Source organism: Phycisphaerales bacterium AB-hyl4, assembly GCA_041821185.1.
In the GTDB taxonomy this organism is placed as follows: Bacteria; Planctomycetota; Phycisphaerae; order Phycisphaerales; family Phycisphaeraceae; genus Natronomicrosphaera; species Natronomicrosphaera hydrolytica.
In genome coordinates, this window is record JBGUBD010000001.1 from 227970 (window position 1) to 245158 (window position 17189).

14 protein-coding genes are annotated in these 17189 nt (G+C 66.0%); 7 read left to right on the top strand and 7 right to left on the bottom strand.

From position 1 onward, the window contains the following. The first annotated feature begins 60 nt into the window (after positions 1-60). The 6 genes from ACERK3_00935 to pilO are packed head-to-tail and all read left to right on the top strand — an operon-like array spanning position 61 to position 5819. A complete protein-coding gene (locus ACERK3_00935; GenBank protein MFA9476846.1) occupies positions 61-396 on the top strand; it encodes an STAS domain-containing protein in 336 nt (111 codons plus the stop codon). Beyond that, positions 393-2222, top strand: coding sequence for a GspE/PulE family protein (locus tag ACERK3_00940; GenBank protein ID MFA9476847.1), 1830 nt, complete (start codon positions 393-395; stop codon positions 2220-2222). The genes ACERK3_00935 and ACERK3_00940 overlap by 4 nt, the downstream gene beginning before the upstream one ends. Next, positions 2219-3478 carry a type II secretion system F family protein gene (locus ACERK3_00945; GenBank protein ID MFA9476848.1) on the top strand — a complete coding sequence of 420 codons (1260 nt, stop codon included), beginning with the start codon at positions 2219-2221 and terminating at the stop codon, positions 3476-3478. The genes ACERK3_00940 and ACERK3_00945 overlap by 4 nt, the downstream gene beginning before the upstream one ends. Positions 3479-3511: 33 nt before the next feature. Then, positions 3512-4603: a pilus assembly protein PilM gene (gene pilM, locus ACERK3_00950; protein ID MFA9476849.1), complete on the top strand. Its 1092-nt coding sequence runs from the start codon at positions 3512-3514 to the stop codon at positions 4601-4603. After that, positions 4603-5196, top strand: a complete 594-nt coding sequence (locus ACERK3_00955; protein ID MFA9476850.1) for a PilN domain-containing protein — start codon at positions 4603-4605, stop codon at positions 5194-5196. Before pilM ends, ACERK3_00955 begins: the two co-directional genes overlap by 1 nt. A gap of 47 nt (positions 5197-5243) precedes the next feature. Next, the gene (pilO, locus tag ACERK3_00960; protein MFA9476851.1) at positions 5244-5819 is read left to right on the top strand and encodes a type 4a pilus biogenesis protein PilO; all 576 of its coding nucleotides are present in this window, start codon (positions 5244-5246) and stop codon (positions 5817-5819) included. A gap of 73 nt (positions 5820-5892) precedes the next feature. On the opposite strand, the gene ACERK3_00965 is transcribed toward pilO, so the two are convergent. Continuing rightward, the gene (locus ACERK3_00965; GenBank protein ID MFA9476852.1) at positions 5893-6915 is read right to left on the bottom strand and encodes an N-acetylmuramic acid 6-phosphate etherase; all 1023 of its coding nucleotides are present in this window, start codon (positions 6913-6915) and stop codon (positions 5893-5895) included. 85 nt (positions 6916-7000) lie between these two features. Then, the gene (locus ACERK3_00970) at positions 7001-8134 is read right to left on the bottom strand and encodes an anhydro-N-acetylmuramic acid kinase (protein ID MFA9476853.1); all 1134 of its coding nucleotides are present in this window, start codon (positions 8132-8134) and stop codon (positions 7001-7003) included. 152 nt (positions 8135-8286) lie between these two features. Between ACERK3_00970 and ACERK3_00975 the strand changes: the two genes are divergently transcribed. Continuing rightward, a complete protein-coding gene (locus ACERK3_00975; GenBank protein ID MFA9476854.1) occupies positions 8287-9279 on the top strand; it encodes a histone deacetylase family protein in 993 nt (330 codons plus the stop codon). A 94-nt stretch (positions 9280-9373) separates the two neighbouring features. Here the strand turns inward: ACERK3_00975 and flgM are convergent, their stop codons facing one another. The 5 genes from flgM to ACERK3_01000 all read right to left on the bottom strand — a co-directional run bounded on the left by flgM (position 9374) and on the right by ACERK3_01000 (position 17154). Further along, entirely contained in the window at positions 9374-9661 is a 288-nt protein-coding gene (gene flgM, locus ACERK3_00980) for a flagellar biosynthesis anti-sigma factor FlgM (protein MFA9476855.1), read from the bottom strand. A gap of 463 nt (positions 9662-10124) precedes the next feature. Further along, positions 10125-11282, bottom strand: a complete 1158-nt coding sequence (locus ACERK3_00985; GenBank protein ID MFA9476856.1) for a hypothetical protein — start codon at positions 11280-11282, stop codon at positions 10125-10127. A gap of 197 nt (positions 11283-11479) precedes the next feature. Continuing rightward, positions 11480-12445: a prenyltransferase/squalene oxidase repeat-containing protein gene (locus tag ACERK3_00990; protein MFA9476857.1), complete on the bottom strand. Its 966-nt coding sequence runs from the start codon at positions 12443-12445 to the stop codon at positions 11480-11482. 267 nt (positions 12446-12712) lie between these two features. Then, positions 12713-13516: a hypothetical protein gene (locus tag ACERK3_00995; GenBank protein ID MFA9476858.1), complete on the bottom strand. Its 804-nt coding sequence runs from the start codon at positions 13514-13516 to the stop codon at positions 12713-12715. Beyond that, complete coding sequence (locus ACERK3_01000) at positions 13516-17154, bottom strand: hypothetical protein (GenBank protein ID MFA9476859.1); 3639 nt, start codon at positions 17152-17154, stop codon at positions 13516-13518. Before ACERK3_01000 ends, ACERK3_00995 begins: the two co-directional genes overlap by 1 nt. Between the last annotated feature and the right edge of the window lie 35 nt (positions 17155-17189).

Genomic DNA, 17189 nt, shown 5'->3' on the forward strand with positions numbered 1-17189 from the left:
TTTGCTTGCCGCTCGGGAACATCACCAAATCTCCAAATCGCCGGATCACCAAATAACACCATGCAGATTCAGGAAGAGAAAAAAGGTGCGGTCACGGTGCTTCGCCCGGCGGGGCCGCTGACGCAGCAGGATGCTGAGCAGTTCAAGAGTCGGCTGCTGGCGGTGCGCGATCGGAGCATGGGGCGGTTTGTGGTGGACGTCGCGGGCGTGCCGTACGTGGACTCGCGCGGGCTGGAAGTGCTCGCCGAGGCGCATGACGAACTGGTGAAATCGGGGCAGTCGCTGAAGCTTTGCGCGGTGAATGAGACGTTGCGCGAAGTGCTGGATCTGACGGAGATGGCGTCGCTGTTCGAGCAATACGAAGACGCGCACTCCGCGGTGAGGAGTTTCTTGTGAGCGATGCACGCCGAGCCATGCCGCGTAAACGCCGTATCGGTGAAGCCCTCGTCGAACAGGGTGCGCTGTCCGAGCAGCAGTTGCAGCAGGCGTTGGCTGAGCAGAAAGTGTCCGGCCAGAAGCTCGGCGAGATGCTGGTCGACCAGGGCGTGATCAACACGGGCACGCTGGTGCACGCACTGGCGAGTTGCCTGGGCATCAAGGGCTGTCATCTACGGCACGGCCTGATCGACCCGGCGGCAATTCAACTGGTCGGCGAAGAGGAATGCGAACGGCTGATGGTCGTGCCGATGTTCAAGGTGCACGACACGCTGACGGTCGCGATGGCGGAGCCGCATTCGCTGCCGACGATCGACCTGCTGCGGAATGTGACGGGGTGTCGCAAGATTCGGCCGGTGCTCGCGCTTGAGAGCAACATCGAGGAGTTTCTCAAGAAGTACGCGGGGGGCAATGTTGACGTCGATGCGTTTCTCACGTCGCTGGTCGAGCAGGACGTGGAAGTCATCGAGCGCGAAGCGACCGACGAAGGCCCGGCGACGGACCTGGAGAAGATGGTCGCGGGAAGCCCGATCATCAACCTGGTCAACGTCGCGATGCTGACGGCGATTCGCGACAAGGCCAGCGACATTCACATCGAGCCGTCGCGCAACGGCACGCGTATTCGCTACCGCATCGACGGCGTGCTGCGCGATCTGATGAAACCGCCCGCCGGCATGCACGCCGCGATCACGTCGCGTGTGAAGGTCATCGGCAAGATGGACATCGCGGAGAAACGGCTGCCGCAGGAAGGCCGTGTGCGTCTGGTCGCGGAAGGCCGGGACATCGACCTGCGAATCAGCTCGATCCCCACATTGCTCGGTGAAAAGCTGGTGATTCGTATTCTGGACAAGACGAATCTGCATGTGAAGATGGAAGACCTGGGCTTTCGCGATGAATGCCTTGAGGCGTTCAAGCGCGTGCTCAAGCGACCACACGGCCTGGTGCTCGTCACCGGCCCGACGGGCAGCGGCAAGACGACGACGCTGTATTCGGCGCTCGACCTGCTGCGCAGCCCTGAGCGGAATCTGGTCACGGTGGAAGACCCGGTCGAATACCAACTGGACATGGTCAACCAGATCCAGGTGCAAAGCTCGATCGGCATGACGTTCGCGCGGGCGCTGCGGTCGATCCTTCGGCAGGACCCGGACATCATCATGGTCGGCGAGATCCGCGACGAAGAGACGGCTCGCGTCGCGGTGCAGGCGGCGCTGACGGGACACCTCGTGCTCGCCACGTTGCATACTAACGACGCGCCGGGCGCGGTGGCGCGGCTGGTGGATATGAACATCGAGCCTTACCTGCTCAGCAGCGCGATCAATGGCGTGGTGGCGCAGCGGCTGGCGCGAACCATCTGTCCGCATTGCGAGACGAAGTATTACCCCTCGGAACAGGTGCTGGAAGATGCGGGGCTGAAGGCGCACGCCGGCCGAAGCTTCCGCAAAGGGGCGGGTTGTCAGCAATGTCACAACTCCGGGTTCAAGGGGCGGATTGGCATTTACGAAGTGATGGAGATCACGCCGGGCATTCGTCGGCTGATTCACCACGCGGCGGCGGCGCACGAGTTGCGTACGAAACTGCGCACCAAAGGTACGTTCAAGACGCTGCGTGAAGAGGGTGTGATGATTGCGCTCGATCACCAGTCGAGCCTGGAGGAAGTGCTTCGCGTAACGCATTGCGACGACGAGCCGGGCGCGGAGGAGCCGACCCCGGCTGCCGCTGCGGCGGAACCGGCTTCGGCGGGCGAGTCGCCGACGGTGGATGAAACGGAATCACGGGGGGCGGCATGAGACTGGCGTACCAGGCCTACAACAAGTCAGGCAAGGCGGTGCGCGACACGATTGAAGTCGGCTCGCGCGACGAAGCCTACCAGCAGTTGCGCGCGGAGGGCCTGTTCGTGACGGGCCTGTCGGAAGCGGGTAAGTCGCCGGTACGGTCCACAGGCCGAGCGATGCCGACCGCGATCGCGGCCGCGAGCAAGACGGTCGCGCGGCGGCGGATGGGGGCCAGCCGACGGATTCGCAACCTGACGGTGTTCACCCGGCAGATGCACGTGCTGTTCAGCACGGGCACGCCGTTGGTGGATGCATTGGGCGCGTTGGAACGACAAAGCCGTGACGAGCAGTGGAAGGCACGGCTGCGCGACATTCAGCAACGCGTGGAAGAAGGCTCGTCACTGTCGGACGCGATGGAATACCACGTCGACTGCTTCGACACGGTGTACCGGGCGCTGATTCGTGCGGGCGAGTCGGGCGGCAAGCTGCCGGCAATGCTCGAACGACTGGCGACGCTGGTGCAGCGGCAACAAAAGGTGCGCAACACGATTGTGGGCGGCCTTGCGTATCCGATTTTGCTGCTGGTCGTGTCGGGTGGTGTGCTGGGGTTGCTGATGATGTTCGTGCTGCCGCGCTTTTCGGGGCTGTTTGAATCGCTGGACGTGCCATTACCGCCGAGCACGCAGTTGATGATGGCCACGTCCGACGTGCTTCGCGTGTGGTGGTGGGTGATATTGCTTGGACTGATCGCGGGCGGCTTTGGTTTGCGAAGCTGGTTGCGTACGGCGCAGGGGAAGGTCGCGTTCGACACGGTGGTGCTGCGCGTGCCGGTGATCAACAACATGGTGCGCGGGTTTGTCACGGCGCGTATTGCTCGGCTGATGGGCACGCTGGTGATGAGCCACGTCCCGCTGCTCGACGCGATGGACCTGACCCGCCGAGCTGCGGGCAACGTGCATTACGTACGACTGATGGAGCGGGCGGAAGATGCGGTGACCAGCGGTGAACCGATCAGCACGGCGTTTAACGATGTGCATCTGATCAACCCGTCGGTGTACGAAGCGATGCGCAGCGGCGAGTCGACGGGGCAACTCGGCCCGCTGCTGCTGAACATGGCGGAGTTTCTCGATGATGAAAACGAAGTGACGTTGCGGTCGGTGACAAGCCTGCTCGAACCGGTGATCCTGGTGGTGCTCGGCGTGCTGGTGGGTGTGGTGGCGTTGAGCATGTTCCTGCCGTTGTTCGATCTGACGGCGTCGGCAGGGGGCTAAGTGTACGGGGGTGAAACGGGTAAAGGTGAAGCCATGGTGTTTTCTTTTTCGACAACGCGGTCTGCCATCGGGGTGGACATTGGTAGCCGATACGTGAAGGCGGCGCAGTTGTCGTATGGCAGAGATGGCGTGGCGAAGCTGTCGGCCGGGCTGGTGTTGGAACGTGAGTCGCCGGCGGAGGTCTTTTCGGCGGACGAGGCCTGCCGACTGATGACGGTGCTGGATCGGCGGGGGTTTGTGGGGCGTGAGCTGGTGGCCACGGTGCCGAGCGAGTCATTGATGACGAGCTTGTTGACGCTGCCGCCGCGAGGGTCGGGCGCGCCGCTGACGGAGATTGCCACCGCGGAGATGGCACGCACGCATCGTGTGGATGCGGACGCGTTGGAAGTGGCGTACTGGGATCTGCCCAGTGGAGCGAAGCCGGATGTCACGCCGGTGATGGCGGCGGCGTGTCGGCATGAGCATGCCGAGGCGTTGCTGGATGCGCTGGAGTGGCCTGGCTTTGAGGTGCTCGCGTTGGATGCGGAGGGTTGGGCGCTCTGCCGAGCGGCGCGAACTTGGATGACCGCGGAACAACCGTTGGCGGCGGCGATCGACATCGGCTGGCGGGGGGTGAACTTTGTGCTGCTGCATGGCGCGTCGGTGGTGTATGAGCGCACGCTCGGCGGGACGGGGATGCACGCGCTCAGTGAGATGATTCATCGCGAGCAGGCGTTGGAGCAGCCGGTGATTGATTACCTGCTCGGGCAGGTGGGCCTGTCGCGCGACAGCGACACGGTCGACCCGGACGACCTTCGGCTGGCGGAGCGGCTACGCGGGCCGTTGGAGCAGCATGTTGATGCGCTGGTGCAGGAATTGCGTCTGTCGGTGAGTTACGCGACGCATCAATACCCCAACGCCACGCTGGATCGACTGCTGCTAAGCGGCGGCGGCGCGATGGTTCGCGGGCTGGCGGAGCAGTTGGGACAGGCGTTGGAGATGGAGGCGGTGGTGATGACGCCGAGCGCGATCTGCCAGCCGACGGTTCGCGGGCTGAACGAGTCGGCGGAGGCGTCGTTGAGCGTGGCGTTGGGCCTGGCGATGTATCCGCGACAGGCGGACGGCCAAAGCGAGGAGGCGGCGTAATGAAAGCGATCAACCTGATACCGGCGTGGCGTCGCGAGGCGCGGCGGCGACGAAGATATGTAAGACATTGGGGCCTCGGCGTGGCGATGTACGCCGTGCTGATGGTCGGCGCGTGGGCCGCGACGCAGGTGATGTTCGGCGGACCGGAGCGGGCGGCGGCGGAGACACTGGCGGAACTGCGCGACGAGGCAACGCAGACAAGCAAGCAGATCGACGCGCTGAAGCCGAAGCTGGCTGAGGCGCAGGTCACGCTCGCGGCGAGCCGATCGGTGGGCAGTCAGCCGGACTGGTCGCTGCTGCTGCGCCTGCTGGCGGGGGAGTTGGGCGACCATGTGATGTTGTCGACGCTGCGGCTTGAGCCGGTGTCGCGAACCGGCGCGTCGTTGGAGCGTGGGGACGAGGCGTCGAATCAGAACCAGTATCGGCTGCGCATGTCGGGCATCGGCCGAGACCAGGCGGCGGTGTCGGCGTTTGTGTTGCGGCTGGAGCGGGCGGGCTTGTTCGACAATGTGACGCTGATCGATACGCGTCGCGAGCCGTTTCGCGAATCGACCGCGGTGGGGTTTCGGATGGAGTGTGAGTTGTCGCCGTGAGGGTGTGGCATCCGGGGGTGTGATCCGGGGGATGATGGAGGTATGAGATGATGAACTTCAAATTGAATCAGGCGGACGGCGGGAACGCACGGCGGACGATCGACGGCGTGGGCGTCGCGATGTGCCTGGCGCTGACCGGGCTGCTGTACGCGGTAGGTGTGCATCCGCTGCTGGAACAGCGGCGAGAGCAGCAGGCGCTGTCGCGCGAAGTCGTCACGGAACAGGACGAAGTGGCGATGCTCACCGCGTCGCTGATGGAGGTTCGCCGTAAGTATGTGCAGGTGCAGCGCGAGGTGGCGGACAACGCGCTACGGCTGGAGCCGTTGTCGGCGCTGAACCGGCGGGTGGCGGAGTTGACGGAAATGGCGCGCGGCGCGGGGTTGGCGGTCAATGGTGTCAGGCCCGGCAGAGCGACGACGAACGAACACTATCGCACGGTGCCAGTGCAGGTCGCGGGCGATGGCAGCTTTTATGCGGTGGAACGATTTTTGAAGCAGCTGTACGAGCAAATGCCGGACGTCGGCGTGTGGTCGCTGCAACTGGAACGGCGCGGGAGCGACCTGGAGATGGACCCGCAATATCAGATTGATCTGGTGTGGTATGCGGCGCCGCCGACGGAGTGAGGGGTGTGGGGGAGACCCACGCTCGCAGAGCGTGGGCTTCGGGGGGGCGGAGTGGTGAGGGGCATGTCTTTAATCAGCGGGGGGGGCCGATGAGGGGGCGGAGTTGGCCGTTTGATTCGTCGAGGCGGCGCTGGGCGTCGTGAGCGCTGAGGTCGAGGCGGGCCATGACGAGCGCGAGCTTGACGGAGCCTTGCGCTGTGTCGAGCAGGTCTTCGGCCTGGCTGTGGGCGAGGTTGGCTTGATGCATGAGGATGCGCAGGGCACGATCGCGCAGCTTGGCGTTCGTCGCGCGAAGGTCGACCATGAGGTTGCCCCACGTCTTGCCGAGCTGAATCATCGTGGCAGTGGAGATCATGTTCAGCGCGAGCTTGGTGGCGGTGCCGGCTTTCATGCGCGTGGAGCCTGTGATGGCTTCGGGGCCGACGGGCAGTTCGATGATGTGATCGATGGCGACCGGCAGGCGCGGCGGGGCCGGGGGCGCGATCGGTTGATTGGCTTTGACGACGGGAGCACGCTCGCGGGTCATGAGCGTTTTGGCGAGCACGCAGGTCATCAGCGCGGTCGCGCTGCCCTGCTCGCGGGCGTACGCGAGGGCGCCCCAGACGTAAGGCGTCGTGCCGCCGGCGGCGATGCCGACGAGCGTGTCGTTTTCGTTGAGGCGGATGCGACGAAGCTCCGCGTGTGCGCCGTCGTGTTCGTCTTCTTTACCTTCGCTGGATTGGCGAAGGGCGTTGTCGCCGCCGGCGATGAGGCCGACGACCTGGTCGGGGTCGGTGTGAAAGGTGGGCGGACATTCGCTGGCATCGAGCACGCCGAGCCTGCCGGACGTGCCCGCGCCGATGTAAACGAGTCGGCCGCCGCGTCGCATGCGTTCGACGACGGTTTCAACGAGCTTTGTGATGGCGGGGATGGCATCGCGGACGATGCGCGGCACGTTCATGTCCTGCGTGTTGATCGCACGCAAGGCCTGCTCGACCGAGAGCGCGTCAATCGCCGCGGTGGAGGTGTTTCGCTGCTCGGTAAGCAGGTGGCCGCGGTCGGGGAATTTCGAATTTGGAATTTCGGATTTCGAATTTGTTGTGTCGTGAACGGTCATGACTCTATTAGCGCCTCTGGCGGGCGGAAACGCAACTCCGGACTCCAATTCCCAAATCCGAAATCCGAAATTCCAAATTCGAAATTCATCTCACCCCTGCCCACGTGCCCGCGACGCCGGGGCGGGTGCTGCCGGTGACGCTGGGCAGCGTGATGGGCAGGCCGTCTTCGCAGAGGCCGCCGAGCACTGCGAAGGCGATCGCTTCGCGGGCTTCGCTGGGGATGCCCAGCTCGTCGGTGAGCAATACCTCGTGGGCCGGGTCGACGTGATCACGGATGCGCTCGACGAGCACGGGATTGCGAGCGCCGCCGCCTGCGAGCACGATCTGCCAGGGTTGGTCGACGTCGCTGGTGTGAAGCGCGACGGTCATGGCGACCGTATCGACCATCGTGGCGATGATGTCTTGTGGGGAGTGATCGGGGCGTAGGCGATCGAGCAGGCGGTCGATGTCGTGGGGTTGCAGTTGCTCGCGGCCGAGCGTGCGTGCGTCGGCCTCGGCGAGCGCTTCATGCCAGAGGTCATCGGTCAATTGAACGGGTCGGCCCGCTGCGGCGAGTTCGCCGTTGTGGTCATAGCGTTTGTCGGGGAAGAGGCGTTGCACGACGCCATCGATCAGCAGGTTGCAGAGGCCGACATCGCCGCCGGCGACGTGGTCGGGCGCGGCGTCGACGGGCAAGGTGGTGATGTTGCAGACGCCGCCGAGGTTGACGATGAAGCGCGGCTGCTCGGGGTCGCGGTACATCACCCAGTCGGCGATGGGCGTGATCGGCGCGCCTTCGCCGTCGGCGATCAGGTCGGCTTGGCGCATGTCGTAAACGACCGGCACGTCGAGCTTGCGAACGATCGGCCAGGGATCGAACAGTTGCCAGCTCAATCGCTCGGCAGGCGCGTGGCAGATGGTCTGCCCATGCGCGGCGACGAAGGCAAGCGCGGCATCGCTCGGTAGATGCTGCTGACATAGCTCGGCCACCGCGGTCGCGTGCAGCGCGCCAAGCTCGCGGGCGGCGCGGAGGTAGTCGATCGGCGGATGGGGTTGGCCGACCGCGAAGCTATGCAACGTGGTGCGGAGGTGATCGGGCAGCGGCTGGCTGTGGTGGGCGATGAAGCGGGCGGTGAGGTCGCGGCCGCGGCCGGTGAGTCGGGCCAGCGCGACGTCGAGCCCGTCGAGGCTCGTGCCGGTCATGCAGCCGACGGCGAAGCGGGTCAGTGGCGTGGACATGCAGGGCATGATACCGACGCTTCCCGTCCCCGCCGTGGGCGGCGGGGCTAAACGCGATCTATCGGGGCGCCCGCCGAACCGAATCTGAAACCGTGCGATCACTGGCTTTTTCATCGCCAAGCGGGGAACATGCAGCAATAATGAAAGTTGCCATGCGTACGGGTCTGATCTACAGCGAGCGGTTTCTTCAGCATGACACGGGGCCGGGCCATCCCGAACGGCCCGACCGGTTGCTGGCGATCCACAATCAGCTTCAGGCGCGCGGCCTGCTCGACGCGCTCGCCCCCCTGCCGTTCGGCCTGGCGGATCGGCGGTGGCTGGAACTGGTGCACACTCCGACGTATGTCGAGCGCGTGTTCGCGGCGTGCGAGGCGGGCGAGCCTTACATCGACTCGGCGGACTCGACGACCTGCCCGCAAAGCGCGGAGATCGCCCAGCTCGCCGCCGGCGGCGCGATCACGGCCGTCGATGCGGTCATGGCGGGCGAGCTGCACAACGCCTTCTGCGCCATGCGCCCGCCGGGCCATCACGCCGAGGCGAACCTGTCGATGGGCTTTTGCCTGTTCAACCATGTAGCCATCGCCGCGGCGTATCTCATCCGCCGCCACGGCTTGCAGCGGGTCGCGATCGTCGACTTCGACGTCCACCACGGCAATGGCACGCAGCACCTGTTCGAACGCCGAAGCGACGTGCTGTTCATCTCCATGCACCAGGACCCGCGCCACCTCTACCCCGGCACGGGCCACGCCCACGAAACCGGCCGAGACGCCGGCGAGGGCTACACCCTCAACGTCCCCCTCCCGCCGGACAGCGGCGATGATGTTTACCTCAACGCTTTGCGATCGAAGGTGCTGCCGAAGCTCGAAGCGTTCGACCCGCAGTTTCTGCTGCTGTCCGCCGGCTTCGACGCGAGCGCCCGTGATCCGCTGGCCCACATGCTGATGACGCCCAAAGGCTTCGGCCAACTGACGCGCGAGCTGCGCGCGGTGGCGGAAACGCACTGCCGCGGGCGGCTGGTCTCGCTGCTGGAAGGCGGCTATCACCTGGAAGAGCTCGCCAACTCGGTATGTCACCATGTCCGGGCGCTGCACGAGACAGACGCCCATGACGTCGCGCCGCGGGCGTCGACGCAGATGAAGACATGAAAACGCAGCCATAAAAAAAACCCGCCGCGAGGATGCGACGGGTCGGAGGAGGAAGAGGCAAAAGTCGAACTTCCCAAGCTCGGCTGTCGATCAATCAGCCGAGATCTTCGAGCATGGCGTCGACGGCGACTTCGATCTTCTCAGGCGTTTCATAGCTGCCGTCGGCGATTTCCTGCTTGACGCGGTCGACAAGCTCCTGCCGGATCTCAGGCATCTCATTGAGCTTGCTGAGCAGGCGGGCCGTGTCGGAAAACTCGACCTGATCGTTCCGCCGCGCCTGAGCGGCGGGTGCGGCCGAGTTCTGGTAGCCGGGCGGGATCCGGCCGTTGTTGTGCCCGAAGGCGCTCGCCCCCGGCTGACTGATCCGTCCAATGTCACTCATGGCGGTACTCCTGGCAACCCTGGCACTTGCTTGCTTCCCGCCCTCCGTTAGTGGGCCGGGCTTGACGACCGACACTCGGTCGCCTTCGGGGCTCGTCCTTGAGCGGGGAGGCACGCGTTCCAGTTCTACCCCTATCTATCGCCCAAGCTTGGCCTGTAGCTTGAAGTAATCCACATCAATGCGGATAACTCTGTAAGAACGCAAAATATAAGGGTTTATTACACACAAGAAGCATTAGAGTCCGGTAATTTTATACACATCAGCATTGACTGGATCGGCAAACAGGGTCCGATTCGTCCACCCGTTATCCACAGGTTGTACGCATGAGCCCGCATAACCGATTCATCCGCGCCAGACATACTTGCTGCAAACCCGATGAACCCAAGTGCGATAGACGCCCACGGCGTGACGCCGTGGGCTTCAGACTTCGATCGGAACATTCGAGATTACGGGAAATCCACCATCACAGACCCGCGTCGCTGGCGGGGCTGGGGTCGGTGGGCTCGTGGATGAGCAGGACCGCGTCGCGGAGCTGGAGGCGGTCGAGGATCGGGCCGTTGACGCCGGGGTCGAGCTCCAGGCGGAGCGTCGCGTCATCGAGGGCCAGGTTGATCGACACTTCGCGTTGCGACCCGTGCAGGCGGTAGCGTTGCTCGTGGTCGCCCTGCTGGACGATGACTTCGAAGTCGGCCCAGTCGGGCAGGTGGGCCGGGGCATCGCCGTCGAGGGCGAGCTCGGCCACGGCCGCGAATCGCTGAGCCGACTCGGGCAGCTCGAATTGCACGACGATCGGCGCCTGGAGGCGGAGACGCTTGCCCACGGTGCGCGGCGGCGTGGGCAAGCCGAACACTTCGCCGCCTTCGATCACGGTCATGGGCTGGTCCACCAGCGGCACGAGCCGTCGGCCGTGGGCGGTGAAATCGACGCCAACGAGGTCATCAAGCCCCATCTCGCCCCGCTCGCCGTCATCACGCAGGCCCGATGCGAACTGCACCTGCTCGCGGCTGATCGCCAGCCCGGTTACATGCGCCCGGCTACCGTCGCCGAGCACCATGACCTGATGCCCCGTCGCCGGCGGCTCGTCCGGGTTGGCCAGCCGAAGCATCGCAATCCGCGCGTGTGGCAGCGACCACGGCTCGTCGCCGCCGTCCGGCTGCAACACGACCGCATCGTCTGTCATTTCGAGCACGAACCCGCGAAGCTCGTCACCGTTGACCAGCGTCACCGTGTCCTGCGCGGGGGTGGGCCCATGAGCGATCGGCTCGGCGTCCCAGCCGTCAAGCGTGCGGAAGCGCACCGCCCGCAGGCGATCCAGCGGCAAGGTCATCGTGCCCAGCGTCGGGTGCTCCCATCGCAACGACTCCCCCCCGGAAGCTCCCCCGGACGCTCCCCCACGCCATTCGCCGACGAACCGCTGGCCGTCGGTCAGCTCCACCACCGCCTCGCCGGGCGACAGCGACGCCGATCGGCCGCCGATGGCGTCAAGCTGCACAAACGCCTGCACGCGCTCCTGCTGGAGCCGACGCTCGCTGTCGAAGTAGCTCAGCGTGCCGTTTTGCAAACTGGTGATGGCGACCTGCTCACGCTTTAGCTCGTCATCGACCAGCTCGGCGGGCGTCATCGCGTGTAGCGGGAGGGGAGTTGCGAATGGCAGCAGCAGCAGAACAAGGAGTAGGAATTTCGGATTTCGGATTTCGGATTTCGGATTTGATTTCGGATTTGATTCCGGATTTGGGGCAGGATCGCCTGTCGGGCCGTTCGCGGGGGACGACCGGGCGGGTTCCGAAATTCGAAATTCGAAATCCGAAATCACAATGCTCACCTCTGGAATATCGGCAGAAGCCGGTTGGGAATTTGCAAAACAAGCAGGCTCATCGCGGTCGCGTAGGCGTCGCCATGGTTCGAGGCCCATCGGCCGTCGTTGTTCTGATTGCGCACAAGTTGGTCGCGGGCCTCGGGATACCACTGCCGCCAGTGGTCGCCGCCGGCGAGGAACATCGCCTGCGCCGCGTAATACTGCCCGTAGTAAAAATGCCCGCCCCCGCCGTGGCTGAGCCCTCGGCCGGTGCGCTGCATGTAGTCGAGCCCACGCTCGATGGCTTCGCCTTCGTAAACGCCGGCGTAGTACAGCGTCGCCACGCCCGCCGCCGAGCGGGGGAAGGCCGAGCCGCCTGCGTTGAGCATGTAGCGGAACCCGCCGTCGGAGGGGTTCTGGCAGGCTTTGACGTAGGCGATTGCGCGGTCGATGGTTTCGCGGGGCACGTGGAGGCCGGCGTTGCGTGCCGACCGCAGGCCGTGCACCTGCGTGATGGTGACACTCACGTCGGCGTCGAGGGGGATGGGGTGATACCGCCAGCCGCCTTCGTCGTTTTGCGTGTTGACGATGAGTCGCACTGCCTTGAGCAGCACGTCGCGGACGCGTGGGTCCTGCGTTTGGCCGTAGATCTCGCCGAGGAAGAGCGTGGCGAACCCGTGGCCGTACATCGGGCCGTGCGACGTATCCGCCGCGATGAGGCCGGACTCGCTGGCATTGGCGAGCACGAATTCCAGCCCGCGTTCGACCTGCCTGCCGTAGCGGCCTCGGCCGGGCAGATGGCCGTCCGCCAGAAACGCCATGCACGCCAGCGAGGTGATGCCGACGTTCCGCGGATAGCGGTCGCCGCCCCAACTGCCATCGTCCGACTGCACCGAGGCCAAGTACGCCAGCCCGCGCTCGACCGCCTCGCGCGCGTCCGCGGTGATCTCCGTAAAGCCCGGGCCGACTGTCATGTCGTCCTGAGCCATGGCGGGACTCGCCAGGCTCATCGAGAGAACGAACGCCAAGGCGGTTACGCCAAGGCGCCAAGACGCCAAGACGCCAAGAAGAGAAAGCCAAGAAAAAGTAAAAAGCCCACAGTGACGCAGGGATTTCAGATCGTTTTTCAGCTCAGTGCCAACGCATGATTCAACACCTCTCGCCTCCGCCTTCCCCTTGGCGGCTTGGCGACTTGGCGTCTTGGCGTAATCCCCACGCCCACGCGTTGTCGAAAATCTCCCCATCCTTAGCCTTCCTCAGTCTTCCTCGGCCAGCCGACGGTAGTACGCCTCCGTCATGGAACGATAGGCCGGGCTGAACCGTTCCTGCAACCCTTCCGAAATTTCATCACGCAATCGCGGCGGAAGTTGCCCCCACTCCCGGCGGAGCTCTTCCAACGCACCTTCGCCCTGCTCGGCCTCAACGACACTGCCCGGCGAAGCATCATCCCCCGCCGCTGTGCTGCCCTCGGCCTGCCCGGCCTGACCCTCGGCCTCGCCCGCCTGGGCATCGCGGGCCTGCTGAGCGAGGTCTTCCGCACCGGCATCCTGGTCGCGCGCCTGCTGCTGATCATCGCCATCACCGTCGCCGTCGCCGCCCTGCGGGCTCATCTGCTGCTGGCGGGCCGCCTCAATGACCTGATCGAGCTTCGCGAGAATCGACTCCTGCTCCCGCTGCGTCACCAGACCCGGGTCGAGGTCGCTGCCCAGCCGACGGGCCACGCCATCCATCTGCCGCACCGCCTGCTCAAACGCGTCGGCGACCTCCTCGCCACGCAGCATTCGGCGAATATCGTCCTCCAGATCAACCCCCGGCCGCTCCACCGCCTCACGCTCCGCGTCCCGCTCCGGCTCCGCCTCACGCTCCGCCGGCTGACCGGGCTCAATCTCCAGCAACTCATCCAACGTCGGCTCATCCGCCACCGCCCCCGTCGGCAGCACCATCGCCAACATCACCACCACACTCACCCCCACCGCCCGGCTCGGTCGCAATCGCAGATCGCGGATCGCGGATCGCGGATTGCATCGCCTTCGGCCCGCCATTGAAAAATCGCGCATCATCACTGCTCCGCTCCATCTCCCCCATCAGGCCCCCCCGGTCCCCCCGGCCCCGGCATGCCCCCCTGCTCGCGCATCTGCTGCATCTGTCGCATCTGCTCAATCAGACGCTCGCCGACCGCCGACAGTTCGCGTTGTTCGCTGCTCAGATCACGCAAACGGTCGGCCACGGCGTCCGGCCCACGCGCCTGACCCTGATCGCTCGCCTCTCGCGTACGATCATAAACGACTTGCTGCATTTCTCTTAGCATTTTCAGCTCAGCCGCGGGCGGCACGATCGGCGTCTCACCCCCGCCGCCGCCGTCGCCGCCTGCCATTTCGCCCGCGAAGTCGGCGTCCTGCTCATCGTCCTCCAGCACCGCCGCGAGCATGCGTAGCATCCGCTCCACCTCCGACTGCTCCCACTGCAGCGCCGCGTCCGCCGAGGCTCGCCGCAAATCGCGCACCACGCCCGACAGCGAGCGATCGATTCGCCCGTGAATCAGCTCGAACATCATCACCTGGCCCGCCTGCTCGCCCAGCCGCTCCGCCTCGATCCGCAGGTCCGACTGCTCATGCCCCAGCTCGATCAGCCGGGCCCGCTGGCGACGATCGCGCGCCCCCGCCTCCGCCGCCGCCTCGGTCTGCTCGCGCAAGTCCTTCTGCGTCTCGGCCAACCGCTCGTACGCCTCGCGAAGCTGCGCCCGCTGCTGCCGTGCCTGCTCCTGCTGCGCCTCGCGCTGCTGCTCGCGCACGCGCTCCAGCGCCGCCTCCAGATGCTCCAGCGCCTCACGCTGCGCCACCTGCGTCGCCGGCCGCTGGTCGGCCCGCATCGACACGATCGCCTCGCCCTGCGACGCCACCGCCTGATCCAGCACCGTCGCCACCGCCTCGGTCTCCTGCGACCGCCCCGCCTGATCCGACACGGACATCGTGTTCCGCCGTACGCCCGCCTGCCCCTGCTCCAGGTCGGGCAATCGCTCAGCGTCCTCCGCCCGCTGATTCTGACTCCGCTGCTGCTCGATCAGCCGGGTGATCGCCCGCGCCAGCTCATCCAGCCGACGCTGCAACATCGCCTGCATCCGCTCCTGCCCGCGACCCATCTCGCTGAGCATCTGCTCCATCAGCTCCATGCTGTCATGTTGGCCCTGCCCGGCCTGCGAAAGCTGATTGTCATCAATCGCCTCGCCCGCCTGTTCCATCTGCTCACCGAGGCCGCCGCGCTCCGCCATTGTCGCCGCCTCGTCCAGCAGCTCGCCGCTGACCCGGTCGCGATCGCTCGCATCCTCACGATTCAGCGCCGTGGCCGTGCTGCGCATCTGCCTGACCAGCTCGTCCGCCTGCTGCCCCGTCTCGCGCTGCTGCTCTGCCAGCTCGCGCAACGCCTGCTGCAATTCCTCCGGCAGGTTCGCCACGTCCTCACCCACCGTCTGCGGCAGCAGCCGCCGTGTGTCCGCCTCCAACGTCTCCTGCTCCGTGAGCAACTGCCGCAACCGCAACTGCAACGTCAGCGCGTCACGGCTCTGATCCAGCAGTTCCCCCAACTCCGCCAGCGCTTCGCGCACCTCGCCCTGCCGTTCGCGGGCCTGCTCGCGCCCCGCCGCCGCTTCGTCCGCATCCTCCGCCCCGGCCGCCTGCTCAAACTGCTGCTCCGCCGCCTCGCTCGCAGCGCGGGCGTCCTCCAGCAACTCACCCGCTCGGCTCATCATCTCCGACAGCGCCGGCTCCTCCAGCCGATTCCGCTCCATCCGCTGCTCAAGCCGATCCACCAGCGACGCCTGCCCCTCCACCCGCTCGGTCAACCGCTGCTGCTGCGTTCGCGCCTCGCTCGGCTCGGGGTCTTCCTCGGTCAACCGCCGCTGACGCTCGTCAATCCGCTGCGCCTGCTGACGCACCGCCGACAGCTCGCCGCGCAGCTGCCCGATAAACTCCGGCTCATCAATAATCCGCAGCCGACGCTCGCTCGACCGCACCGGCTCATGCCGATCGCCCTCAAAGTCGTACACATCCACCGCCACCGCCGACAGCACCACCGCATCGCCAGGCCGCAAGTGCATCTCCGCCAGATCCAACGCATGCCGCAACGCCAACTGCGGCTGACGCCCGCTCTCCGACGCCAGCTCCCGCGTCCCCACTTCCCCCTCATCATCCGCCGAGTCGCGCACCGGCAGCTCCGCCTCCAACGTCAACTGCTCCACCGCCACATCGTCCTGCGCCATCGCCTCCACATCTACCAGCGCCCGCGGCAGCACCGCCTGATCCGACACCGGCTCAACCATCGACACGCTCGGCGGCTGGTCCGCCACCGCCTCCAGCCGATACCGCCGCTCCGACCGACTCTCGAGCCCATGCCGGTCCACCAGCTGAATCGGCGTCTCCACCGTCTCCCGCAACACAAAGCTCACCAGCAGCGCCCGCGCCTGCACCGCCTCGCCGTCGGCCCCCGCCGACGAGCGCATCGCATCAGCCCCATCGCTACCGGCATCGCCGCCTCCCACCACCTCAACCTCGGCCGACGTCGGCAGCCCCGGCAGCACCGTCGCCAGCGCCGCCTCCGTATCGCCCGACATCACCACCGGCTTGTTCATCTCCACCGCCAGCGTCACACGACTCCCCGCCCGCGCTGTCGCCGTCGCCACCTGCCCGCTCTGCCGATGCAAGTGAATCGTCTGCTCGGCCACCAACCCCTCCGCATACGCAGGCGGCTCGATCTGCGCCGTCACCCCCGTCACCGCCGGCCGACTCACCAGCTCAATCCGCCTCGGCTCCGTGCGATGATCCCCCGCGATCAGTCGATACTCCACCGTCCCGCGATAGTCCGCATCGCCCGCGCCGAGCAGATGCTCCGGCAGATCGATCAGCCGTTCATACCTTGCCCCGCCATCACCGTCCGCATTCGCCCCCGCCTGCTCGCTCATCAGCAAACTCTCGCGCGGCCCCCGCCGTTCCCCGTCAGGCGTCGGCTCAAACAACCGATACTCCACCCACACCCGCATCCCCGCGCTATGACCACGCTCCACCTCCGCCCGCAGCCGCAGCGGCGCGTCCGTCGGCCAAACCCGGTCCTCCGTCAGATTCACCACCTCCACCCGCCTCGGCCACTCCGCCCCCGTCCAAGGCGTCAGCCAACGCTCCGCCGCCGTCGCCGCCCCGCCAGGCGATGCCAGCAACACACCCCCAAACGCCAGCAGCACCACCAACAGCACCGCCAGCACCCGCCACGTCCGCGTCGGGTCGATCAACCGCTTCAACTCAATCCGCTCAAGCTGCTCCCGCACATGGCTCACACTCGCCCCGCTCAGCACCGCCGTCGTCGACGGGCTCGCGTACGCCTCCGGCCGAAGCGAAAACTCCACCGCACTCGCCAGCGACCCACGCAACACCGGAAACAACCGCTCCGCCCGCAATGCCAGGTCGCTCAAGCTCGGCCGAAACCGCAGCGCACGCCCCAACTGCGTCCACAACCACGTCCCCCCCGCCGCCACCGCCACCAACACAATAAACACCCGCCCCCACGTCGGCAGGCGCAGCAGAAAGTCCAGCCCCCCCAACGCCATCATCACCACCAGCGCCCCCGCCACGAACTGCGCCAGCCGTTGCACGACCAGCAACCCCCGCCCCCATCGGCGAACCCACACCAGTTGTCGCGCAACAGCTTCCATTCAGTTGACATCCCACATAAAGCGTCGGCTCCGTC